The sequence below is a fragment of the Eubacteriales bacterium genome, assembly GCA_041390245.1.
GTDB lineage: Bacteria > Bacillota > Clostridia > Christensenellales > JAWKQI01 > JAWKQI01.
In genome coordinates, this window is record JAWKQI010000004.1 from 91,626 (window position 1) to 116,161 (window position 24,536).

Here is a 24,536-nt window from a genome sequence, read left to right on the forward strand (position 1 = left end):
ACTAAAAAGCCATAACTTAATTAAGTTATGGCTTTTAAATTTATTAACCTCATTTATTTAATTTAGAGTAAACGTCTTTAATTACATTATCTATGAATTTTTCGCGGTTAAAAAAGTTTTGTTCCGATTCTTCGCTATATTTTCCGCAGTCTATTAAAAATAAAAACTGGCTGTATTGAGACGCCTTATATTCAGACATATTTCTGTTATTTACGCTTATCTGGGTTGTAATTTTAGAGTACCATTCTGCCGCATTGTATATATGCACAGTTTTTAAATTACTTAAGCACTCTTCAGCAGATGTCATATTTCCGTTTTCTTCGCTCCACTCCTTATAATATCCAGCACCTTCATTCATGTTTTCATCGCTTGAATATAGCCAGTCTATAACTCTTGCAATTACTTCGTAGTATTTTAAGACGGCAGTTTGCTTAGTATCCCAAGCATCTTTTGTGACTACATGGTTTGTATCAGCCGAAATATTGAGGGAATCCATGTCGATTACCGCCTTATAGTTTTCGTAAGATTCTGTATCTTGTGAATACGGAGTCCATAATCCGCCTATCTCTATACTACCTTCTTTCATGTCAGTATTGATAGAATCCACGTCTTTATTGACCAAATCCACGTCTTCTTGGCTAAGCCCCATCTTATTTAATGCAGTATATAGTAAATAATGAAGCGTTGATCCTGTTGGAAGGTATATAGTCTTACCCCTCCAGGATTCTGCATCTGCGTACATATCCGGGTTATCGGTCAACTGACCTGTTCCGGCAGTGATTATAGAAGAATCATTCTTTACGAATATAGCGTTGGAAGTACCGACGCTTCTTGATAAAGGAGCGACAAAATAACCGCTGTTTAATACTATCTGTTCTCCCATACCGCCCATACCATATTGTGAAACGTCCCAAGCATCATTATCAATATCATCTGCGATCTCGATACCATTTGCATATACTATACACTCAAAATCTATATTTGCCTTTTCAAAAAGGCCTAATTTTTCAGCCATAATTGGTATTGAGGATTCAGGGCTGCCAAGAATAGCAGCATATCTTATGGTAACGCTTTCTGATAATGGCTGTATATCATAAAAATAATCGTTTTGCTCAGTTGTTTCTCCAGAAGGTGTGCTTGATGGGGTTAATTCTTTATCGTTTGAATTTGAACAGCTTGCAAATAGAGCAAAAGTCATGCAACCTGCAATAAGCAATGATAATATCCTTTTCACGCATTAACCTCCTCTTATATTTGTTATATAAGAATAAAAATTTATATTATTATAAATGATTAACCTGTTTTTTGCAAAATATAAATATTTAACAATTTTAAAATATTATAATTATGTAAATTTTTAGCCGGAGCTATGCTTTAAATTTAAGTTCCGGCTAAAATTAATTTTAAAATGCACGAAAAGTTACATGTAAATACTTAGCTGTCAAATGCTGGATTTGTGGCATAGAAATTTTTGGGGTTTAAGCTATCTTGTACAATACGCAGTGCTTCACCGAATCGCTGAAAATGTACTATCTCCCTTTCACGCAAGAACTTAATTGGGTCTCTTACATCAGGGTCATCTGCCAGACGCAATATATTATCGTAGGTGGTCCTTGCCTTTTGTTCCGCAGCCATGTCTTCTACTAAATCGGTTATTGGGTCTCCTTTAGACTGGAAAAAAGTAGAGCTGAATGGCGTACCGGATGCAGCCTGTGGCCAAAGCCCAATAGTATGGTCTACAAAATAAGTGTCAAAGCCGGATCTCTTAATTTCCTCGATAGATGCGCCTTCAGTCAGTTGGTGTAAAATAGCGCTGACAACTTCTAAGTGAGCAAGTTCTTCCGTTCCTATATCTGTTAAAAGCCCGGAAACTTTTTTGCTCGGCATAACATACCGCTGTGATAAGTAACGCATCGAAGCGGCTAGTTCACCATCCGGCCCTCCCATTTGGCTGATTATTACTTTGGCAAGAGCTGTGTTAGGGCGGCTTATATTAACCGGGTATTGTAGTTTTCTGTCATAGTTCCACATATATTATTCCTCCCTTTCCCATGGCCACGGTGATGCAACCCATGCCCAAGAATTGTTATTTACATTTACTTCGTATGCATTTAAAGGCCCAAATCTGCTGGTGTATTCTTCCATAGCCTGGTTCCTCATTCTCTTGTATTTCTCGTAGTAGTTAAGGGCATTTCTGTCATGCGGATGAGAATCTAAGTATAAGATAACGTCATCCATTGCAAAAGATGTAGCCTGAACATTTCTCATAAGTTTATCTTTTTCTGTCATTCTCATAGCATAGACCCCCTTCCATCCTTAAAGGGAAGATCTAAGTCTGGGAATATTGTACCTTTTGTCAATGCCATATCTGCGCTATAAGTTTCTCCCCATTGCTGCATAGGTACGTATGCCATAGCCAAAGGTAGTTGCCCCAATTGATCACTGTCGGATATACGCATCATTGACATATCCATTGGCGGCATCATTGGGGAATATGAAGAAGTATTAAATTTATCCAAAATTTTTACTCTCCTTTCCATTTTGGTTGATTTATATAGGTATTTAATATCCTAATATTAATATATGAATGAAAGCTTTATATGTTCAGTTAAAAAATAAATTATTCGCTATTTTTGGAAGTTACTTGAAAAAATAACGCTAATCTGTCAAAATAAATTATGCTAATAGGGGTAAAATAGGTTTTAAGTATAAATTTTAATTAAAGATGGGGAAAAACATATGCGGCATGGTTTTATAAAGGCTGCGGCGGCAACGCCTAAAGTATGCGTAGCCAATACAAAAGAAAATTCTAAAAATATTATAAAAGTAATAAAGAAAGCAAAAGACAAAGACGTAAAGCTTTTAGTACTACCTGAACTTTGCTTGACAGCTTATACATGTGGAGACCTCTTTTTGCAATCCAGTTTGTTATCCGGTGCGGTAGATGGCCTAAAAGAAGTAGTTAAGGCAAGTGAAGGGCTTGATATGCTGATTATAGTCGGGGCACCGCTTATCTATAAGACAAAGCTTTATAACTGTGCCACAGTGATTTATAACGGAGACATTTTGGGAGTTGTGCCAAAATCATATCTTCCAAATTACAACGAATTTTATGAAAAGAGACATTTTAATTCTGCGCCCAAAGAAAATGGTAATATATATATAGATGGAAAGGCATATCCTTTTGGGGCTGCCCTGCTCTTTAGGTGCAGCAATATGCCTGAATTTACTTTGGCAGTTGAGATATGCGAGGATCTATGGGCAACGACACCGCCGTCCAGCATGCATGCTTTGGTAGGGGCAACTGTTATAGCGAACTTGTCTGCAAGTGATGAGACCGTCGGCAAAGCAGATTACAGGGTAAGCCTGGTTAAGGGGCAGTCCGCACGGTTTTTATGCGGATATTTATTTGCCGATGCAGGCGAAGGTGAGTCTACAACGGATATGGTGTTTGCAGGGCATAATATCATTGCCGAAAACGGAATAATCTTAAATCAGAATGAACTTTTTGACGGTAAGATGGCTATAAGCGAAATAGACGTTTCAAGAATGGCAGAAGAGAGGCGGAGGAACACTTCGTTTGAAACTGCTGATGAAAATAAATATACAGTAGTAAATTTTGAAATGCCGTTAACTGAGACAAAATTGACCCGTGAAGTAAAAAAATATCCGTTCGTTTTAGAAGACATAAAGGAAAGAGAATCTCGGGCTAAATTAATAATCCGTATTCAAGGTGAAGGCCTTAAAAAGCGTATTGCCCATGCGAAAAGCAAAACTGCGGTAGTTGGTATTTCCGGCGGGCTGGATTCCTGCCTTGCACTTTTGGTTGCGGTCAGGGCAATGAAAGAACTATCACGCCCCACGACCGACGTAGTAGCTGTTACAATGCCATGCTTTGGAACGACAAGCAGGACAAAGAGCAATGCACAAAAACTGTCTGAATGTCTAAATGTAACTTTCAGGGATATAGACATTACTAAATCTGTCAAATCCCATTTAAACGATATAGGGCACGACATCGATAACCTGAATGTTGTTTATGAAAATGCACAGGCAAGAGAGAGAACACAAGTCCTTATGGACATAGCAAACCAGATGGGCGGTCTTGTAGTCGGGACGGGCGATCTATCTGAGTTGGCACTTGGCTGGGCAACGTATAACGGCGACCATATGTCTATGTATGGGGTAAACGCATCTGTCCCAAAAACTCTTGTACGTCATATAATCAAGTATGTGGCAGATGAAGAGGCAGATGAGCAGTTAAGCGATATTTTAAACGATATCCTGGATACACCGGTGAGCCCAGAGCTTTTGCCGGGTAAAGACGGGGAGATATCCCAGAAAACGGAAGATATCGTTGGCCCTTATGAATTACATGACTTTTTCTTATATAATATACTGCGTTTTGGGTTTAGCCCATCTAAAGTGTATAAGCTGGCTGTTTATGCTTTTAATGGAGATTATACTGAGAAAGAGATTTTAAAATGGCTTAAGAATTTCTATAAGCGGTTTTTTGCACAGCAGTTTAAGCGTTCATGTTTGCCGGACGGTCCTAAAGTTGGTACTATAACCTTATCTCCAAGAGCAGACTTTAGAATGCCAAGCGATGCTTCTTCTGAAATTTGGCTTGATGAGCTGAGTAAACTTTAATAAGATATGTAAATAAGTTTTTAACTCCTGGCTGCTATTATGCTCCCGGGAGTTTTTTAATTAGCTTATTCTAAGTTCCAATCTATAGCAGGGCTGCCAAGAGATTTTAGTATTTCATTGGCTTTTGAAAAATAGTGGCAGCCAAAAAATCCGCTTGCAGAGAAGGGGCTTGGGTGTGCACACTGAAGTATGTAATGCCTGTCATTTGTTATGAAAGATGCCTTTGCCCGGGCAGGGCTGCCCCATAACATGAATATTACAGGATATTCTCTTTCATTTAAAAGGGATATTATCTTGTTGGTGAAAATCTCCCAGCCATGGTTTTTATGAGAATTTGCCTGATGCTTGCGTACCGTAAGTACGGTATTTAAAAGTAATATGCCTTGCTTAGCCCATGGTATCAAGCAGCCGGTTTTGGGAGGAGATATATGAACGTCGTTTTCGAGTTCTAAAAATATGTTTTTAAGAGACGGTGGAGGTTCAACTCCCGCTTTTACTGAAAAGGCAAGGCCATGTGCCTGCCCAGGGCCGTGGTACGGATCCTGCCCTAAGATTACAACTTTTACATCTTTATAAGGCGTATATTTAAGAGCGTTAAAAATATCGTTCATATCCGGATATATGGTTTTTGTCATATATTCGTTTTTTAAAAATTCGCGAAGTTTAAGGTAATACTCTTTTTTTAATTCATCTGCTAAAATTTCATCCCAATCGTTACCGAAGTTTACCATGTTTACCCCTAATTACACATATAAGTTTAAGTATTTTAAAAAATTATAGCAAAAGCAATAATTTATTTCAACTTTTTGCAATTTTTTATAGACAAAATATCATATTGGTTTGTACATTTAATTGTTCTACCTAGACATATAAATTTATATATGGTAAAATATTAAAAAAATAATTTTTAAATTTTTTAATCATATCAATTACAATCATTTTATTTTAATCCAAATATTTATTTTTTGTCTAATTTTTAAATATATTATGTATTTAATTTTAGACGGCCTTTTAACAAATATGTTTTTTGCAAGTACTTTTTGCAGAAAGTTGCAAGTTAAAAATACAGAATGTTGCATTATGGAAAATCCATAGTTTTGCAAGCTAAAATGCGAAGCAATTTCATGAGCAATCTAAGCATTGCAGGCAGTTTGTTATTGTTTTTTTAATTGATTATCCGATATTGAGCGATATAATTCATTGATGCTGGATTCCCGCATCCGGTTACTGGGTCCCGGAAACATGAGCAGGTGGCAGTGATGAAGGAGCCGATCCAGCATGGCAGCCGTCATCTGTTCATCATAGAGCACATTGACCCATCGGGAAAATTCAAGGTTGGTATTAAGAATGATAGACCGACGTTCATAACAATCGGATATGATTTCGAACAGGAGCTGTGCTCCCGTTCGGTCCAGTGGGACATAACCATATTCATCCAGAATAATCACTTCGGCTTTATTCAGTTTTTTCAGAAAAGCGGTCAGGGTACCGGCTACTTTGGCTTCCGACAGTTTATTCACCAGGGCGGCCGTTCGAAAGAATTTAACCGGGATTCCCTGTCGACAGGCGGCAACGCCGAGTGCGGTTGATAGCATAGTTTTGCCGGTTCCGGTGCCACCATAGAGAATCAGATTCTTCTTTTCGTGGATAAAGGCCAGGGATTTCAGGCCTTCTGGAGTCAGATCCGAAGGCAGGGTGATTTCATCAAAGCGATATCCTTCAAAGGTGTGAATCCCATAGAAACCGGCGCTGGTAACCAACTTTTGGGTGCGGGTGAGTTCCCGGTAACGGAGTTCATCACTAAGCAACTGATGCAGATATTCCTGGTGACTGCTGCCTTCGGTGGTTTGCGCCAACTCGGCCAGATTGCGACTCAGACGCAGTTTCCGGCAGCATTCAAAGATTTCTTTGTCGAGCATATCCGTCAGCCCCCTTTCCCTGAAGCAAGATATCATAGGCCGTCAGATTGGGCTGCATCGGGATCATTTTGGGAATGCCCGGAGCAAGGGTCATTGCAGGCAGCTCAGGTACATCCGAATACAACCGCCGGTAAAGACTCTCCAGACTATCGGCATCTCGCGCCTGATGAGCAATTGCATGGTTAACGGTATTTACGGCACTGTCAAAACCGGTGCGACTGGTCAACTCGGAAAGAACCTTGAGGATCTGTCCAACTTCGCTGCCTGAACAGGTGGCCAGATAGGTTTGCATGGTTTCCGGCATCAGCTCATAGATCCCAGTATATTTCAGGGCTCGGGGTCGCAGGGATAATTGTTTCAGATAGGGCAGCCAGTCCATCTGCTCTTGTTTGGTATCTCCGTAAAGACGCCGGTGGCGAACAATTTCACGAAAGTTTTCATCTTGTATAATCACCAGCGCTGAAGTTAAAACCAGATGAACCGGGCACTGGGCGTACTTTGGAGCCACCGAATAAGCATGCTGTCGTTTGTTCAGATAAATCCTGGCCCAGTTGTCGGCTTTGAGGGTTTGATGACCGGTGAGGTCAAACGCAATTCCGGGCAGTTTGTGGCAGGCCGTCAGATCAGCCTGAAACCGCTCCTCGATGGTTTCATCGTAGCGATAATGGTTCCGCCGGGCATCTTTCTCACACTCTGTCAGCAACTGCCGGTTATAATCCGACAGCGACAGAAAGCGGGGAACCGGTACCATGAAGTTGCGACGCTGATAGCCGACCTTGTTTTCGACGTTTCCTTTTTCATGGCCGGCCCCGGGATTCATGAAGACGGCTTTAAAATGGTAATGCTCCCGGAACCGTTCGAATTTGTCAGTCAGTTTTCGCCCGCCACCACGGATAATCTCGGTAACAATGACTTTCGTGTTATCAAACCAGAGTTCCCTTGGCACACAGCCAATGTGGCGGAATATGGCATCCAGCCCTTCCAGCAGGCATTCCATATTTTCCCCGTAGAACAGCTGCAGATAGCCTTTATTGCTGTATGGAAAAGAGACCTCCAGGTATTTTCCAGTCAGTTTTTGGCCATTTTCATAAAACTCAGCTGTACCAAAATCAACCTGCGCTTCTCCGGGTTGATGTACCAGTGGCAGATAGGCCTGTTTATTCTGCTTGAATATTTCCCGGTGTTTCACTGCGTAATAGCTGGCGACCGTCCGATAGGAGCAGTCAAAACCGGGAATTTCGGCCAGCAGGCGATGAAATACCCGTTTAGCTGTATGGCGCTGTTTGCGTGGGGCTGATTTGTCCTCAATCAGCCAGGAATCGATCATCTCCTTGTAGGGATCCAGTTTGGGACAGAATTGTTTCTCCAACGCCGGCTTTGGCGGCGGGCTGTTAAAATCAGTCTGATCAATGTATTTGCGTACCGTTCGCCAATCCAGGTGCAACGCTTCCGCAATCTGGGAAATATTTTCCCCTTTCTCATAAAAACGATTTCTGATATCATGTATCTGATCCATTGTGAGCATTCTCCATTTCCTCCTTGTTCTTTGGTCAGATACAAGGATAATTGACTTGAGTTTTGCCCGCAATGGATTTTTGCAATATTGTGCATTTTCCAACTTGCAATACTATGGATTTTTGCTTTGCAACTTTCTACATTTTTATTTTACAATAAACATATTATAATTTGTAAAGGTTTTCAGACAACAATAATAATTCATTACTGTTGTATAATAAATCAGTTATTAATAAAATTTGTAAAAAAATTGTCAATTCGAAACAATAAATGCTCTTAGCATTTGTGGTATAGATACAAATGTTGAACAACTTAAAATAATTCCAAAATATTTTTAAGTATTTTTTTCAAAATTTGTGATATACCTTAACAATGGCTTTAGATATAATTATAAGTACTTTAGAAAAGGAGCTGATTAAATGCTTAACAAGTTTTTCTCTGAACGATTTATCGAAAACGCAAGAAGTTATACTCATTATAAGTTCACTGTTATGAATCCAGATGGGATGATCATCGCAGCAACTGAAACAGAAAGAGTCGGAAATTTTCATGAAGCTTCTTATCAGATGATGCAAGAAGGTAGAGACATAATGATCGTACCCCCTGAAGATGTAAAAAAATATTTCGGAGTAAAGCCTGGTATTGATGTACCTATTGTGTATAAAAATGAAATGATGGGAGCAATTGGTATTACCGGGATTCCACGAGATGTGCGTCCAGCTATCCTCATTGCAAAAATGGCTTTTGAAACAATGTTAGAATATGATTACTATCAACAGAGTATTGCAAAAAAAAGTAGTGAACTAAACCTTTTTAGAGATTATCTTATATATTCTGAAACGAAACACCCGGATGATTTAAGAGCACTGGCACATCGTCTGAATTATAAAACTAATCTATTCAGAGTTCCAATACTTTTAGAGTTAAGCAACACAATTTACTCAGATGACAAACTTTTTCTTTTAGAGTTGAAAAACCATTTTCATGAAAATGATATGATATTAACAACCCATGAAGGTGACATCTTAATTTTTAAATATGTACAAGAAAATAAGGACGAAATTCTCATCCGCATCAATCGCGAACTAGAAAATTTTATTGATTCTATAAACAGTATATTTTATAAAAGAGAGATTACCTATAAGTATTACAGAGGGGCGCTTCAAAATAATATTGATAATTATTCTTCTGGTTATAAACATTGTCGCTGGATGCAACGTCATAATTATTCTGGTGAGGATTTTTTTAATTATTTAGAAGAATACTTTACTTCACTTATGCCAATTTTGGAACAAAACAATATTTATGGTGCAATCGCCGATTTGATGGATCAGCAACTTAGAGAAGTCTTAATTGACAATTTCGAAACACTTAAAGTAAGTAATTTTAATTTAAGTAAAGCAAGTCAAGATCTCTACATTCATAAAAATACTTTAGTATTTAGACTAAATAAGATTAAGAATTTTTTTGGTATAGATCCTTTACATAATAATAGCGATCAATTTTTTTTAAGTCTGCTCCATAGTTTTTTAAAAAGATCAGATAAAATAAAAACTGAAGAGGTTTAAACCTAAATTCCCGTCCAAATTATAAAAAGGACGGTGGTTTTGCATCTTACTTGCGATAAAGCGCCTCTTATTTCTTGTTCATATCGCTACTTCTCATGTCACCGACATGTTTTTCGAAGCACTCAATGACATCCAGTTCATCAAATAAATTGCTGCATGGTATAATTTTTATAAAGTCCTTGTTGTGATATATTTATAGCACTTTTATGTAATCTTTTAATTTCATTGCGAATCACAGAAAGAATCCATAATTTTATTCTGCTTTGTCGACGGCGACTAGTTTCACACTAACCTTAGTTATGATGGGAACGATATTTAGGACAAAAAATCAAAATGAAATAGATAAATTAATTGTTTAATTTGTTGTTTATAAATATTTGAGTATTCCACTTGAATAGTGCACCGGGGGTGCGGACATAATCCTGGACTTGATTAGTCATTAGGAGGTGCGCCAATGTATTCGAATGAGGATCGCACGAAAGCACTAATCAATTTCAAAAAGCTGATTAGTGCTTTCGTAAATTTTTAGTTTTATTAGGGCGTGGCTTTATGATACCCATCTAGTTAATAAAAAGCCATCCACTAAAAACCTTTATGATGGTATTTATTGAAATCATATTGAGAATACATCAATTGCTAAAATAAAAATGAAAAACCTTAAACATGGTGATATTCAAAGTTACTATAATAGTTTGCACAAAAACGGAAAGTCCACAAGTGTTATTAAAAAAATTAATAAGCTTGTTGTCCCATCAATCCGTCATGCCGCCATGACTGGTGAAGTTATCCGGGACTTTTCAAAACTTGTAGTTATTCCAAAAGATCAAAATAATGAGCCAAAACCGCTTGAAATACGGCCATTCACAAAAGAGGAACAAAAGATTTTTGAAGCATCCATAAAAAACGAACCCTTAAGCCCCCTATATTTGACGGCGCTTTATTCCGGAATACGGCAAGGGGAACTTTTGGCGCTTCAATGGCAGGATATTGATTTAAAATCGAAACAAATAAGAGTCAATAAAACATATAAGGTCATAAAAAATATTGATACAAAAAAGAAGCGGTATCGTAGGGCAACCAAAAACTTCTGCAAGCATCCGGGATGTTTCAATCCCAACAGTTTTGGCTGGTTATTTAAAGGAATACAAACGAAAAATATAAGAAAAAACTTAAAAAAGGTTTTGGGGAATTGTGGAATTGAGGACAGGCGTTTTCATGACCTCCGCCATACATATGCCACCCGGATTTTTGAACTCGGGGAAAATGCAAAAACGATACAAACCATCTTAGGTCACACCGATATCTCAGTAACTTTAAATACCTATACTCATGTTGAAGAAAGTGTATCAGCATCAGCCGCTGAACGGTTAAACGCAATCTATAATGGGTAAAAAAAGGGGCAACTCATTTATTGACAAATAAAAAACAGCCACTAGATGGCTGTTTAATCACGTTTATGGTGTGCCCTGGGCGTACCCTCCCATATGCACGACATTAATCAAGGCAAAAGCGCGATTTTAATTAAGAATTGTTTAAGAAATTATCGTATTATTTGGCGAATTCCTATGATTTACATCAAAATATTGTCACTTTTCTTGGTAACAGTGGGTCACACCACTTCATAATAATTATTATTATCGGCATAAATAACGCTTAAAACCCCTTTGTTATGGGATTTGCAAAAGAACTTATTTGTTTTCTCAATCCAATGTTTCTAATTTTTTTTACTGATACACTATTTTTCCACTAACCTGTCCTTTAAGCGCATTTTGTTATTCCTAATGTGCATGAATTGTACATAATGGCATTATCGATTCTTAAAATTCTTATAATCAAGCTACCGCTAGTACTTCAGATTTTTTCTTAATAAATTTTTATATAGAAATTTTAAAATCAAAGAGTTTATCTCAGTAATATTAATTCTGTGTCGGGAAAAATGTGCACTTTATAATCTCGTCTGAGATAGCGCTGTTGCTTTCCAACGGCTTTACGGTTGGTTATAGAGTTGGTTCGTCCTTTGAAGGAGCATCTTTATCATCGGTGTCATCTCCCTGCTTTTCAACTTCTGCTTTTTGAATAATCATTTCATTGATCACTCCTAGATTCTCAGGGTCAAGGGTTTACGAAGTAAACTATTAATGATGCATCAAAAGGTGGCTCATCACGAGATTCACTGAAGCCACAAAAAACTGAAGGTATGGTTTCCTAAATCAAGTGGGGTTTCCACACGGGAATAACCTTACTCCGCCCGGATAATGCATGTTTCTAATGCCAGACGCAGTGGTTCAGACATATTCCTTTTTCTATTGGAAAGAGTTTGGTGCACCTTTTTCGATAGTTTTCCATACAATCGTCTCGGATTTTGAACCCAAAGATTACTTGCAAGCATTTTCATTCCAGCAGATTGTTTGAAGTCATTTTTCGACAAGGATTAATAATAGCTGATATGGAAAACACGATTAACTGAAGCATTTTATCAATGTTAATTTTGACATGGTTAGTTTGCTGCACCTAGAATTAGGGGTACTTAATTAAATTGGTATTTAAAACTTCTGATTTAATTAAGACCCAAATTTAAACTTAAACATTATTTCAATTGTGTTTATCCAACTATTGTTTTCAAACCATAACTATGGAAAATTTTTGCATATTCTTCCGCCTGAATATCACTCATAGGTTCAAGATCACTTAAAGTGTAATCTTTTCCGATCCGTTCATATTTTACAGTTCCTAATCTATGGTAAGGCAAAAGTTGTATCACAGTTACAGCGTCTCCCAGATCCCTACAAAACGATGCCGTTGCTACCATATTTTCTTTCTGATCATTCAAAGTTGGTATTATGGGGTAACGGATTTGAATTTTTTTACCAATTTTCGCAAGTCTTTTCGCATTCTCCAGAATCAATTCATTCGGTACACCGACTAGTTCTTCCGATCGATCTGAAGACATACATTTCAGGTCAAATAAAAACAAATCAACATATTCAATTACTTTTTTATACTCACTCCATGCCGCAAAACCTGTTGTATCTAAAGCAGTATGTAAACCTAGAGATTTACATTCTTTAAGAATCGCGGCAGTGAAATCCGATTGGACCATTGGTTCACCACCAGATAAAGTTACCCCACCGTTTGTAGTGTGATAATATCGCATATCCTTTTTGATGATTTCCATTATTTCATCGACACTCATTTGTCGACAAGTTAAATAAAAAGCTTTAGGATAACATACTTTAGCACAGGCTCCACAGATATTGCATTTTTTCCGATCAAGTTTTGGTATGTGCAAAGTTGTCTTGGTAAGTTTAGAGTAAATTTCACTGCCCGGTTCAATAGCACCATTGGGACAACTAGCAATACAAGCGCCACATTTTTCAAGTCCAACACATAACATTGGAAACCAGGCAAGATCTCCATTATAAGATTGTGAATCAGGGCTATGGCACCAGGGACATTTCAAATCACATCCTTGAAGAAATATTTCTGTTCTGATTCCAGGTCCATCGTTTAATGTATATCGCTGAATATCAAAAACATTACCAGTTAGTATTTGTTTCATTAAATAATCCTTCCTAATTTTTTTGCCGGATTCACCGTAAGGTAAATCCGGCTAAAAATTTTAAAACTTAAGCGATACTTTAAGCCATTTCCACAATTTCTGTTCTAGTAATAATATCTTCTTGTAAATCAGGATCCAAGCCTACAAAAAGGGCACTATAACCAGCAACTCTCACAACAAGATCTCTATATTTGGCTGGATTACATTGTGCATCTCGTAATTTTTTCGAACTAACAACATTGTATTGCACATGAAGTCCTTTAGAGTAAAAATAGTTTTTCATAAGCGCTTCAAGCGAACTTTCACCTTTTTCACCTTTAACAGCTGAGGGATGAAATTTCATGTTAAGAAGTGTTCCATTTGAACTGATGAAATGATCGAGCTTGGCTGCAGAATTTAGCAAGGCAGTGGGTCCATTAGTATCTCTTCCATGTACCGGTGATATTCCATCAGCCAATGGTTCCCCTGCTTTTCTTCCATCAGCAGAAGCTGCTAAAACAGCACCCATCGGTACGTTAGCAGAAACAGGATATAATCCGGGACTATATGGGCCTCTACAACTCATTGATTTTTCTGTCATTTCGCAATATCGTTTAGCTACCCAGCTGGCCATATTATCTGCGTCGTCGTCATCATTGCCATAATGTTCAACTTCCGCGAGTATACGATTACGCAGTATTTCCTGGCCTTCCCAATTATTTTTCAGTATTTCTAAAAACTCAGTCTTTTCAATGATTCCTTCATCAAATACAAACTTCTTTAAAGCCATAAGAGAATCGCCAGCATTACTAACCCCAACTCCTGCTGTCCCAATTGAATTGTATTTAGCCCCCCCTGCATTTACTTCGATTCCTCTTTCGACACAAGGTTCCATTCCACAGGAAAGGAAAGGTAAAGGTGTGAATTCTTGATGCACTAAATCGCAAGCATTTGTAATAACCGTAAAATGATCAATAAAATATTGCACTTGGATATCATAAGCATTTTGTAATTCTTCAAATGTTTCAAAATCTGATAGCAAGCCTGTTTTTGGACCAGTTTGAGCTCCCGTCAACATATTTTTACCATCATTCAAGGCATACTCAAGGCACGCTGGCATACTGAAATATGGAGCATCGCCATTTCCTCCTGACCAACCATATTCATATCCTTGTACGCCTGGTTCAACACAACCAATAATGGAGTAATCTCTTGCATCTTCAACTGATTTTCCTCGATTTAACATACCTGGAATAATAACTTCATCGTTGTACAAAGCGGGCATACCAATTCCCGTTTTAGTAACCTGAATAACTTTTTTCCAGAATTCCTCTGGCGTAAAGTTCCAGATTCTTGCAGATATGGAAGGCTGATGTAATCCCATATTTTTGGAAGCATCCAAACAAAGATACGATAAATCATTTGTTGCATCCTGTCCTTCCCTTGTCTGACCTCCCACACAAAGATTCTGAAACATGGGATAACCGCCAGCATTTTTGGTACCACGGATTGGTCTTACTTTATTAATTTCAGCAAGTTTCACCCACAAGCATTCCAGAATTTCAAGAGCTTGTTCCTGGTTTAGTTTAGCTGATTCAATGTCAGCCTTATAATAAGGATACATATATTGATCAAATCGACCGGGTGAAATTGAGTGTCCGCTGGATTCTAGCTGAAGAACCAACTGAAAGAAGTAAAAGGATTGGCATGCTTCATGGAAAGAAGAAGCGGGAAAAGCTGGTACTCGCTCACAAACTACTGCGATTTCTTCAAGTTCTTTTTTCCGAATATCATTTGTTTCTTCATTTGCCATTTTTTTAGCAAGTTCAGAGTAACGCTTTGCGAAAGCAATAACCGCTTCGCAACTGATAATCACAGATCTCCAAAAATTGTGTTTATCTAAATCTCGCCCATTAGCTGGAATACCCATTGATTGGATATTGTTTTCAGCGTCTTTTTTTATTTGAAGAAAACCTTTTGTAAGAATCGTTTTATAATTAGGCGAATAATGACCTATTCCGGAATAATTTACAACGTCAGGCCCAAATGTATAAACAGCAGAAGTTTTTATTGCTTCAAAAGTTTCTTCTGGAAGTCGTGCCTTTACCCGGTCGTTAACCGTCTTACCTTTCCAATACTCTTGTATTGAACGCAAGTCATTTTTAGTTTCTTCATCTATATCGAATCTATCTGCACTACGTAATTCAAACGGTTCATTTTCAAGTTCATCAATAATCCAGTCAAAAGAAAATTCTGGGAAAATCGGAGCATAACGTGGCTTTTTTGCCTGATTCCCTACAATTAGCTCATTATCTGCAATCCAAATACTAACATTTTCCAATACACGTTTAAGTGTTTTAGCCTGTCGTATAACTGCTGGATCTGCAGTAAAATCCTTATGGGCCTGAGTGACAATTTTTGCTCTTTCAGAGCATATTCCTGGATTATTTGCGAAAAATTGTTCCTTGAGCTTGTTTCCTCTTTCAGAGTTACTAAGATTAATCATAAGTATATCCTTTCAATTTTTCAATATTGTACTAGAACGTTCTCTATATATAGTATAATTTGTATTATTCCCGCATCCGGTTACTGGGTCCCGGAAACATGAGCAGGTGGCAGTGATGAAGGAGCCGATCCAGCAGGGCAGCCGTCATCTGTTCATCATAGAGCACATTGACCCATCGGGAGAATTCCAGGTTGGTATTAAGAATGATAGACCGGTGTTCATAACAATCGGAGATGATTTCGAACAGGAGCTGTGCTCCCGTTCGGTCCAGTGGGACATAACCATATTCATCCAGAATAATCACTTCGGCTTTATTCAGTTTTTTCAGAAAAGCGGTCAGGGTACCGGCTACTTTGGCTTCCGACAGTTTATTCACCAGAGCGGCCGTTCGAAAGAATTTAACCGGGATTCCCTGTCGACAGGCGGCAACGCCGAGTGCGGTTGACAACATGGTTTTACCGGTTCCGGTGCCACCATAGAGAATCAGATTCTTCTTTTCGTGGATAAAGGCCAGGGATTTCAGGCCTTCTGGAGTCAGATCCGAAGGCAGGGTGATTTCATCAAAGCGATATCCTTCAAAGGTATGAATCCCATAGAAACCGGCGCTGGTAACCAACTTTTGGGTGCGGCTGAGTTCCCGGTAACGGAGTTCGTCACTAAGCAGCTGATACAGATATTCCTGGTGAGAGCTGCCTTCGGTGGTTTGCGCCAACTCGGCCAGATTGCGACTCAGACGCAGCTTCCGGCAGCATTCAAAGATTTCTTTATCGAGCATATCCGTCAGCCCCCTTTCCCTGAAGCAAGATATCATAGGCCGTCAGATTGGGCTGCATCGGGATCATTTTGGGAATGCCCGGAGCAAGGGTCATTGCAGGCAGCTCAGGTACATCCGAATACAACCGCCGGTAAAGACTCTCCAGACTATCGGCATCTCGCGCCTGATGAGCAATTGCATGGTTAACGGTATTTACGGCACTGTCAAAACCGGTGCGACTGGTCAACTCGGAAAGAACCTTGAGGATCTGTCCAACTTCGCTGCCTGAACAGGTGGCCAGATAGGTTTGCATGGTTTCCGGCATCAGCTCATAGATCCCAGTATATTTCAGGGCTCGGGGTCGCAGGGATAATTGTTTCAGATAGGGCAGCCAGTCCATCTGCTCTTGTTTGGTATCTCCGTAAAGACGCCGGTGGCGAACAATTTCACGAAAGTTTTCATCTTGTATAATCACCAGCGCTGAAGTTAAAACCAGATGAACCGGGCACTGGGCGTACTTTGGAGCCACCGAATAAGCATGCTGTCGTTTGTTCAGATAAATCCTGGCCCAGTTGTCGGCTTTGAGGGTTTGATGACCGGTGAGGTCAAACGCAATTCCGGGCAGTTTGTGGCAGGCCGTCAGATCAGCCTGAAACCGCTCCTCGATGGTTTCATCGTAGCGATAATGGTTCCGCCGGGCATCTTTCTCACACTCTGTCAGCAACTGCCGGTTATAATCCGACAGCGACAGAAAGCGGGGAACCGGTACCATGAAGTTGCGACGCTGATAGCCGACCTTGTTTTCGACGTTTCCTTTTTCATGGCCGGCCCCGGGATTCATGAAGACGGCTTTAAAATGGTAATGCTCCCGGAACCGTTCGAATTTGTCAGTCAGTTTTCGCCCGCCACCACGGATAATCTCGGTAACAATGACTTTCGTGTTATCAAACCAGAGTTCCCTTGGCACACAGCCAATGTGGCGGAATATGGCATCCAGCCCTTCCAGCAGGCATTCCATATTTTCCCCGTAGAACAGCTGCAGATAGCCTTTATTGCTGTATGGAAAAGAGACCTCCAGGTATTTTCCAGTCAGTTTTTGGCCATTTTCATAAAACTCAGCTGTACCAAAATCAACCTGCGCTTCTCCGGGTTGATGTACCAGTGGCAGATAGGCCTGTTTATTCTGCTTGAATATTTCCCGGTGTTTCACTGCGTAATAGCTGGCGACCGTCCGATAGGAGCAGTCAAAACCGGGAATTTCGGCCAGCAGGCGATGAAATACCCGTTTAGCTGTATGGCGCTGTTTGCGTGGGGCTGATTTGTCCTCAATCAGCCAGGAATCGATCATCTCCTTGTAGGGATCCAGTTTGGGACAGAATTGTTTCTCCAACGCCGGCTTTGGCGGCGGGCTGTTAAAATCAGTCTGATCAATGTATTTGCGTACCGTTCGCCAATCCAGGTGCAACGCTTCCGCAATCTGGGAAATATTTTCCCCTTTCTCATAAAAACGATTTCTGATATCATGTATCTGATCCATTGTGAGCATTCTCCATTTCCTCCTTGTTCTTTGGTCAGATACAAGGATAATTGACTTGAGTTTTGCCCGCAATGGATTTTTGCAATATTGTGCATTTTCCAACTTGCAATACTATGGATTTTTGAGATGTATTAGCAGGGCATATGACAACAGCTTCAATTTTTTTGATACTGCTGGCATTTTTCCTAATGAGCGTGGCAATAGCTATGGTAGCCGTTGTAGCAGGAATCGGCGGCGGGGTAATATTTACTCCGATAATGCTGGCGTTTACAAATGTCGACAGTGTTATAATAAGAGGGACTGGTTTAATAGTCGCTATGTTCTCTGGGTTGATTTCAACAGGTATTTTTCTTAAAAAGGGAATCGGTAACTATAAACTGTGCCTTGTTCTAACAATAAGCCAGGCAGCAGGAGCTTTAGCCGGAGCAATTTTGGCAATAGGTGCGGCGCAGAGTTTCGGAGTTACAGGCGAAGCTTTGATGCGTATCGTCTTAGGCGTATTGCTGTTAGGCATTGGAATATACCTTTTTATGGGCGGCAAGAAACTGGATTATCCTGTTATTAAAAAGATAGGGCCGGTTACACAGAAGTTTAATCTCGGAGGTCAGTATTTCGAGGAATCTGAAGGAAGAGTGAGAAAATGAAGTCACACGTGCTCCTTTAGGTATAATCCTTATTTTCCTTGTTGGCGTAATCGGCGGTTTCTTCGGTATGGGCGGCGGCTGGGCCATTACCCCTGTTTTAAACATGGGCATGGGCATACCGCTTAAAGTTGCTGCTGCAAACTCCGGAATTATTTTAGGAGTTGGAAGCTGCGTTTCCGTATGGCCGTATATCTTTACAGGCGGTATTATAGCGCTGTTTGTATTACCATGGCTTTCAGGCCAGGTCGTCGGCGGATTCGTAGGTTCATATATTTTAGCCAAAGCTAAAGTAAGCATTGTACGCGTTATCCTAATTGGCATAATGGCATACACAAGTTTTGGCCTCGTAACAAAAGGGCTTGAGATGATGGGAGCTATTGGTAGTATACCTTCTATCGTACAGGTTATATTATTTGTTGCGATTATAGCCACGGTACTTACAATTTCAGTATTTATGAATAAAGCTGGGAAGAAGGAGGAAAAAGAAAATGGCTGAAAAAAAAGACGTTAAAAGCACAGATGATATTGAGCTTCTGAAAGTTCCAACAAGTAATATAGCGTATGCTAATGTAATACACTGGGGCACGATATTCTTTACAGTATTGGCATTATTTGTGCCGCTGTTTATGCTGATAGATCAGTCCAGTAATCTTTTAAATCCAAGCTTAGTATATAGTGCTATATTTAACGGACAATCAACGAGCGAGATATGGCAATTGAGCACAACAGGCTCTTTCCCCGGAGCGCATTTTTACTTAAATTACATCGGCCTTGCAGAATCCTGGGGGCAGATAGCGATTTGCGGAGGCTGTGCTATTGGCCTATTTGCTCTTGCTCCTACGATATTGATACAGGTATTTAAGGAAAGGAGCTATGTTCAGGCTTTCTTAGGGCTTATATTCTTTGCATTGATATTATTCTCTGCAATAGGGGTTTTAAGCATAGATGCCGGCTGATATTTAAAAAAGCTAAAAACCACGGGAAAGTTTCCTGTGGTTTTTTATTTTATATAATTTTTCGACAAAATGTTCATTAAAAATTCATAAAATAGTTGAATGTTAGTGCGGATATGCTATAATTACCATTGGCATATGCAAAAGTTATCATATGTATTTAAATTTTTAACACACACCGAAAAATCAACAGTTAACAATAGTTAACGGTTTTTAAGGATATAAAAATAAAAAGGAGAGAAAAATGGGTGCAATTAAAAGTAAATTTTTAAAGTCGCCAATGCTTGAAGCTATTATAATGATTGCCGCTACTATTTTATCTTACTTTGGTATTGGTGTGTTAGCGCTTGTACCTGAAGATGTATTGACAGGGCATATGACAACAGCGTCAATCTTTTTGATACTGCTGGCATTTTTCCTGTTAAGCGTAGCAATAGCAATGATAGCCGTTGTAGCAGGAATCGGCGGCGGGGTAATATTTACTCCGATAATGCTGGCGTTTACAAATGTCGACAGTGTTATAATAAGAGGGACTGGTTTAATAGTCGCTATGTTCTCTGGGCTGATTTCAACTGGGTATTTTTCTTAAAAAGGGAATCGGTAACTATAAACTGTGCCTTGTTCTAACAATAAGCCAGGCAGCAGGAGCTTTAGCCGGAGCAATTTTGGCAATAGGTGCGGCGCAGAGTTTCGGAGTTACAGGCGAAGCTTTGATGCGTATCGTCTTAGGCGTATTGCTGTTAGGCATTGGAATATACCTTTTTATGGGCGGCAAGAAACTGGATTATCCTGTTATTAAAAAGATAGGGCCGGTTACACAGAAGTTTAATCTCGGAGGTCAGTATTTCGAGGAATCTGAAGGAAGAGTGAGAAAGTATGAAGTCACACGTGCTCCTTTAGGTATAATCCTTATTTTCCTTGTTGGCGTAATCGGCGGTTTCTTCGGTATGGGCGGCGGCTGGGCCATTACCCCTGTTTTAAACATGGGCATGGGCATACCGCTTAAAGTTGCTGCTGCAAACTCCGGAATTATTTTAGGAGTTGGAAGCTGCGTTTCCGTATGGCCGTATATCTTTACAGGCGGTATTATAGCGCTGTTTGTATTACCATGGCTTTCAGGCCAGGTCGTCGGCGGATTCGTAGGTTCATATATTTTAGCCAAAGCTAAAGTAAGCATTGTACGCGTTATCCTAATTGGCATAATGGCATACACAAGTTTTGGCCTCGTAACAAAAGGGCTTGAGATGATGGGAGCTATTGGCAAAATACCTTCTATCGTACAGGTTATATTATTTGTTGCGATTATAGCCACGGTACTTACAATTTCAGTGTTTATGAATAAAGCTGGGAAGAAGGAGGAAAAAGAAAATGGCTGAAAAAAAAGACGTTAAAAGCACAGATGATATTGAGCTTCTGAAAGTTCCAACAAGTAATATAGCGTATGCTAATGTAATACACTGGGGCACGATATTCTTTACAGTATTGGCATTATTTGCACCGCTGTTTATGCTGATAGATCAGTCCAGTAATCTTTTAAATCCAAGCTTAGTATTCGGCGCTATATTTAACGGGACATCGGTGAGCGAGATTTGGAAATTAAGCACGACGGGGTCTTTCCCCGGGGCACATTTTTACTTAAATTATATCGGCCTTGCAGAATCCTGGGGGCAGATAGCGATTTGCGGAGGCTGTGCTATTGGCCTATTTGCTCTTGCTCCTACGATATTGATACAGGTATTTAAGGAAAAGAGTTATGTTCAGGCTTTCTTAGGGCTTATATTCTTTGCATTGATATTATTTTCTGCAATAGGGGTTTTAAGCATAGATGCCGGCTGATATTTAAAAAAGCTAAAAACCACGGGAAAGTTTCCCGTGGTTTTTTATTTTATCAATGCATCGATTTTACTGTTTATATTAAGTAACGAGGGGTATAGATTTTTATATATTTGATATAAGTCCTCGTATAAACGCATTATTTTTACATCCGGTTCATAAACTTTCCCCGGTTTAAACGATGCGGCAGAGGCTTCACGCATATCTTTAAAGATCTTAACGCCTATTCCGGCAAGCATTGCAGCTCCAAGTGCAGTAGCCTCAGTTATTTCAGGAGTCATTATAGGTTTCCCGATAACAGATGCCTTTATTTGCTGCCATAATGCTATTTTGGATGCGCCGCTTACAGTTGCGACAGAATCGTAGGTTATTCCGCCTACTTCTTCCATTTTTATTACAATGGTTTTAAGTTCAAAGCAAAGCCCTTCGATTACGGCGCGGATCAGATCTACCTGCGTGTGCGAAGACCTAAGCCCCACAAAAGCACCTTTTGATGCAGGGTTTCTAAACGGGGCGCCTGCACCTCGTATATGCGGCATAAACATTGCACCGCCGCTGCCTGGCGGGACTTTTACCACCTTTGCCATTATGCCTTCGTAGGATATCTTTGAGTTAATACCCCAGTTAGTTAGAGACGCAAGCTGGTTTATGCTCCAGTCCAGTGAAGAGCCGGAAGATATTATACCAGCCGATGTTGCAATACGGGAGCTGTCTAAATGGCGGTTGATACGTACACCTTCATATTTAGTGGGTGGGGTTGCGCCTTTGTTCAATATGCCAAGAGCGCTTTCTGCCGTACCGGAAGAATCTAAAAGCCTTCTGCTTAAGAGTATTCCAGCAGGGATAGTAGTACAGGGATGGTCGTGCCCGCCCATGACTACGGGAGTACCAGCTTTTAAACCTGTCTTTTTAGCTGATTCATGTGTGACAGAACCTATAAGCGTTCCGGCATCGACGAGTTTTGGCAAAGTGTTTTTATCTATGTTGAAAGTATCAAGTATCTTTTTAGACCATTTGCAATTATGTATATCAAGCATAAGCGTACGAGAAGCAAGCGTAAAATCCGTTGCAGCCTCACCGGAAAGCCGGTATAGGATATAGCTTGCAACGGGGAGCCACATCACGCTTTTTTCGTAAACTTCCGGATGGTTGCTTTTTATCCAAAGCATTTTAGAAAGCGAAAACATGGGGTGGCATTCAAGCCCGGTTATACTGAAGAACTGCTCATTAGATATGTTTTCAAGCATAAATTCTACCTGGTCTCTTGAACGCATGTCAAACCATGCTATTACCGGGTAAGTATTGTGCCCATCTTTATCTATAGGTACTATTGCTTCACCCATTCCGGCAACGGAAATAGCAGTAACGTTACTGGAGCCAACTTCGCTTGTTAATTGGCAAAGCAGCGAGGCGATATTTTCAAACAACAGTTCCGGATCGATATACCCTTCATCGTTATCGCCATACGTTATTAAAGAGGGCATCTTTTTTAGACTGATGAGGTTCCCATCAACATCGAATGCAGCAGCTTTTAGATTGGTGGTACCAACGTCTACGCTTACTAAAACAGACATATTATTACCTACTTATAGTATTTAGCTATCCCGTTTGAACGGAACAGCCTTATTTTTTGTTTTGTAACTTTTAATACAGCATCTCTTGCCGGGCCTAAAATCTGCGGCGGCTGTATTGGCATCGGATCTTTTAAAAGTTCTTTTTTTATTGCCAGTGCATATGCACATTTAAGGTCTGTGCCTATATTAAATTTTCTTATCCCGGCATCTATTGCAGCGTTAGACATATTTAAAGGCAGGTCAGACCCTCCATGTAAAACCAGCGGAATATCTACCAATTCTTTAATTTTTATAAGCCGCTCAATATCTAGCTTAGGTGGATTTTTGTAAAACCCATGGCAGTTGCCGATAGCTATGGCAAGGGCATCTATGCCCGTTTCCTCTACAAATTCTTTCGCCCTAAGCGGGTCTGTCATATTTTCAGGTAAGACCTCGTCTCCATTAGCGCCGCCGATATTTCCAAGTTCTGCTTCGACAGAAACACCGGCTAAATGTGCCTTTTTAGTATATTCTTTAGTTAAAGCTATATTTTCTTTATATTCATAATGTGAGCAGTCACACATTACAGAAATCCCGAGTTCTATGCACCTATTTATATTTTCTTTTTTAGTACCGTGGTCTAATGTAACGGCGATGGGTACGGTTGAATTTTTAGCGGCAAATAAAGTTATGTTAGCAAGCATATCTAAGTTTGCAAACGCGAGCATAGGTTCGCCCAGCATCAATATCACAGGGGCGTTTTCCTCTTCGGCAGCTCTTATTACCGCTTGGGTATATTCCATATCGTGTACATTAAAAGCGCCGATAGCGCATTTTACGTCTTTCGGTATATTATCATATAGTTGTTTTGGTGTTAGTAGTGGCAAAGCAGTATTCTCCTTACATGTTAATTTGTTAGCAATAAAAATATTTTAGCATAAAATAAAGATAAAATTAAGGAGAGGATGCTATTTTTTTAAATTTAGCTAAAACCCTAGCTTATTAGGTAAAATGTCTATTGAAAATGAGGTGTTGTTTCTAACTATTTGCATAATATTTAAGTATCCTGAATAAAGAGGGCTGACACGGATCTTTTTGTTGTCAGTGCTTTTAATAATAAATTCATTTCCTCCGCCTAAAGACCTTTTTATGGATTCTATTTCGTTAAAATTTATCTGCTTTTGTTTACCGAAGAAATTGCGGTATATTATGGAAGTGTCGTTGACATAGATACGGACAGTAAACTGCAGTATAAAGAGCGGAGTGCCAAGCACTGCAAAAAGCCCTCCTATAACTAAAGCTTCCTGTAATTGCATATAAAAAATCTGAAACGCAAATATAAAAATAACAAAAAGGCAAAAGGCCAGTGAAACCCCGCCGACTATACCGATTATTATATTTGGCCTAAAAACTTTGTATCCATCTTTTTCAAAAGGTTTGATAAAACGTGCTGAAGAAAAAATTAATGCAAAAATGACTATGGCAACGATAGGAAAGATTAAATTATTCACTTTTTACGCTCCTAAACATTAGTATATTCTAATAATAATCGATACTTTTATTATT

General features: G+C 39.5%; 23 protein-coding genes. 9 read left to right on the forward strand and 14 right to left on the reverse strand.

From position 1 onward, the window contains the following. Positions 1-49: 49 nt before the first annotated feature. The 4 genes from R2876_06000 to R2876_06015 form a co-directional block, all read right to left on the reverse strand. Positions 50-1,234 (reverse strand): ABC transporter substrate-binding protein, encoded by a 1,185-nt coding sequence (locus R2876_06000; GenBank protein ID MEZ4358160.1) that lies wholly within the window; start codon positions 1,232-1,234, stop codon positions 50-52. Between the two features lie 200 nt (positions 1,235-1,434). Further along, positions 1,435-2,031 carry a manganese catalase family protein gene (locus R2876_06005; protein MEZ4358161.1) on the reverse strand — a complete coding sequence of 199 codons (597 nt, stop codon included), beginning with the start codon at positions 2,029-2,031 and terminating at the stop codon, positions 1,435-1,437. 3 nt (positions 2,032-2,034) lie between these two features. Next, positions 2,035-2,295 carry a spore coat protein CotJB gene (locus R2876_06010; GenBank protein MEZ4358162.1) on the reverse strand — a complete coding sequence of 87 codons (261 nt, stop codon included), beginning with the start codon at positions 2,293-2,295 and terminating at the stop codon, positions 2,035-2,037. Further along, positions 2,292-2,519, reverse strand: coding sequence for a spore coat associated protein CotJA (locus tag R2876_06015; GenBank protein ID MEZ4358163.1), 228 nt, complete (start codon positions 2,517-2,519; stop codon positions 2,292-2,294). The genes R2876_06010 and R2876_06015 overlap by 4 nt, the downstream gene beginning before the upstream one ends. Positions 2,520-2,739: 220 nt before the next feature. Here R2876_06015 and R2876_06020 point away from each other — a divergent pair, with 220 nt between their 5' ends. After that, positions 2,740-4,650, forward strand: a complete 1,911-nt coding sequence (locus R2876_06020; protein MEZ4358164.1) for an NAD(+) synthase — start codon at positions 2,740-2,742, stop codon at positions 4,648-4,650. 65 nt (positions 4,651-4,715) lie between these two features. Here R2876_06020 and R2876_06025 read toward each other — a convergent pair whose 3' ends face one another. The 3 genes from R2876_06025 to istA (R2876_06035) form a co-directional block, all read right to left on the reverse strand. Beyond that, on the reverse strand, positions 4,716-5,381 hold the full coding sequence (locus tag R2876_06025; protein ID MEZ4358165.1) for a uracil-DNA glycosylase: 666 nt from the start codon (positions 5,379-5,381) through the stop codon (positions 4,716-4,718). 423 nt (positions 5,382-5,804) lie between these two features. After that, complete coding sequence (gene istB / locus R2876_06030; GenBank protein ID MEZ4358166.1) at positions 5,805-6,569, reverse strand: IS21-like element helper ATPase IstB; 765 nt, start codon at positions 6,567-6,569, stop codon at positions 5,805-5,807. Next, positions 6,547-8,094 (reverse strand): IS21 family transposase, encoded by a 1,548-nt coding sequence (gene istA, locus R2876_06035; GenBank protein MEZ4358167.1) that lies wholly within the window; start codon positions 8,092-8,094, stop codon positions 6,547-6,549. Before istA (R2876_06035) ends, istB (R2876_06030) begins: the two co-directional genes overlap by 23 nt. A gap of 409 nt (positions 8,095-8,503) precedes the next feature. On the opposite strand from istA (R2876_06035), the gene R2876_06040 reads away from it, so the two are divergent. Further along, a complete protein-coding gene (locus R2876_06040) occupies positions 8,504-9,652 on the forward strand; it encodes a sugar diacid recognition domain-containing protein (protein MEZ4358168.1) in 1,149 nt (382 codons plus the stop codon). Positions 9,653-10,299: 647 nt separating this feature from the next. After that, positions 10,300-11,043, forward strand: coding sequence for a site-specific integrase (locus tag R2876_06045; GenBank protein ID MEZ4358169.1), 744 nt, complete (start codon positions 10,300-10,302; stop codon positions 11,041-11,043). Positions 11,044-12,254: 1,211 nt separating this feature from the next. Here the strand turns inward: R2876_06045 and R2876_06050 are convergent. From R2876_06050 to istA (R2876_06065), 4 genes are all read right to left on the reverse strand, one after another. Further along, complete coding sequence (locus tag R2876_06050; GenBank protein ID MEZ4358170.1) at positions 12,255-13,211, reverse strand: glycyl-radical enzyme activating protein; 957 nt, start codon at positions 13,209-13,211, stop codon at positions 12,255-12,257. Between the two features lie 79 nt (positions 13,212-13,290). Beyond that, on the reverse strand, positions 13,291-15,696 hold the full coding sequence (locus R2876_06055) for a glycyl radical protein (GenBank protein ID MEZ4358171.1): 2,406 nt from the start codon (positions 15,694-15,696) through the stop codon (positions 13,291-13,293). Positions 15,697-15,760: 64 nt separating this feature from the next. Next, the gene (istB, locus tag R2876_06060) at positions 15,761-16,471 is read right to left on the reverse strand and encodes an IS21-like element helper ATPase IstB (GenBank protein MEZ4358172.1); all 711 of its coding nucleotides are present in this window, start codon (positions 16,469-16,471) and stop codon (positions 15,761-15,763) included. Then, complete coding sequence (gene istA, locus R2876_06065) at positions 16,461-17,996, reverse strand: IS21 family transposase (GenBank protein MEZ4358173.1); 1,536 nt, start codon at positions 17,994-17,996, stop codon at positions 16,461-16,463. Before istA (R2876_06065) ends, istB (R2876_06060) begins: the two co-directional genes overlap by 11 nt. A gap of 134 nt (positions 17,997-18,130) precedes the next feature. Between istA (R2876_06065) and R2876_06070 the strand changes: the two genes are divergently transcribed. The 6 genes from R2876_06070 to R2876_06095 all read left to right on the forward strand — a co-directional run bounded on the left by R2876_06070 (position 18,131) and on the right by R2876_06095 (position 21,420). Further along, entirely contained in the window at positions 18,131-18,631 is a 501-nt protein-coding gene (locus R2876_06070) for a TSUP family transporter (protein ID MEZ4358174.1), read from the forward strand. A gap of 22 nt (positions 18,632-18,653) precedes the next feature. Beyond that, positions 18,654-19,127, forward strand: a complete 474-nt coding sequence (locus R2876_06075; GenBank protein ID MEZ4358175.1) for a TSUP family transporter — start codon at positions 18,654-18,656, stop codon at positions 19,125-19,127. After that, a complete protein-coding gene (locus tag R2876_06080) occupies positions 19,120-19,587 on the forward strand; it encodes a hypothetical protein (protein ID MEZ4358176.1) in 468 nt (155 codons plus the stop codon). Before R2876_06075 ends, R2876_06080 begins: the two co-directional genes overlap by 8 nt. 241 nt (positions 19,588-19,828) lie before the next feature. Continuing rightward, a complete protein-coding gene (locus R2876_06085; protein ID MEZ4358177.1) occupies positions 19,829-20,173 on the forward strand; it encodes a hypothetical protein in 345 nt (114 codons plus the stop codon). 40 nt (positions 20,174-20,213) lie between these two features. Next, positions 20,214-20,960: a sulfite exporter TauE/SafE family protein gene (locus R2876_06090; GenBank protein MEZ4358178.1), complete on the forward strand. Its 747-nt coding sequence runs from the start codon at positions 20,214-20,216 to the stop codon at positions 20,958-20,960. Further along, positions 20,953-21,420 (forward strand): hypothetical protein, encoded by a 468-nt coding sequence (locus R2876_06095; GenBank protein MEZ4358179.1) that lies wholly within the window; start codon positions 20,953-20,955, stop codon positions 21,418-21,420. Before R2876_06090 ends, R2876_06095 begins: the two co-directional genes overlap by 8 nt. Positions 21,421-21,464: 44 nt before the next feature. Here the strand turns inward: R2876_06095 and R2876_06100 are convergent, their stop codons facing one another. The 3 genes from R2876_06100 to R2876_06110 all read right to left on the reverse strand — a co-directional run bounded on the left by R2876_06100 (position 21,465) and on the right by R2876_06110 (position 24,481). Continuing rightward, complete coding sequence (locus tag R2876_06100) at positions 21,465-22,991, reverse strand: FGGY family carbohydrate kinase (GenBank protein MEZ4358180.1); 1,527 nt, start codon at positions 22,989-22,991, stop codon at positions 21,465-21,467. 8 nt (positions 22,992-22,999) lie between these two features. Further along, positions 23,000-23,857, reverse strand: a complete 858-nt coding sequence (locus R2876_06105; protein MEZ4358181.1) for a class II fructose-bisphosphate aldolase — start codon at positions 23,855-23,857, stop codon at positions 23,000-23,002. Between the two features lie 99 nt (positions 23,858-23,956). Then, a complete protein-coding gene (locus R2876_06110; GenBank protein ID MEZ4358182.1) occupies positions 23,957-24,481 on the reverse strand; it encodes a hypothetical protein in 525 nt (174 codons plus the stop codon). Between the last annotated feature and the right edge of the window lie 55 nt (positions 24,482-24,536).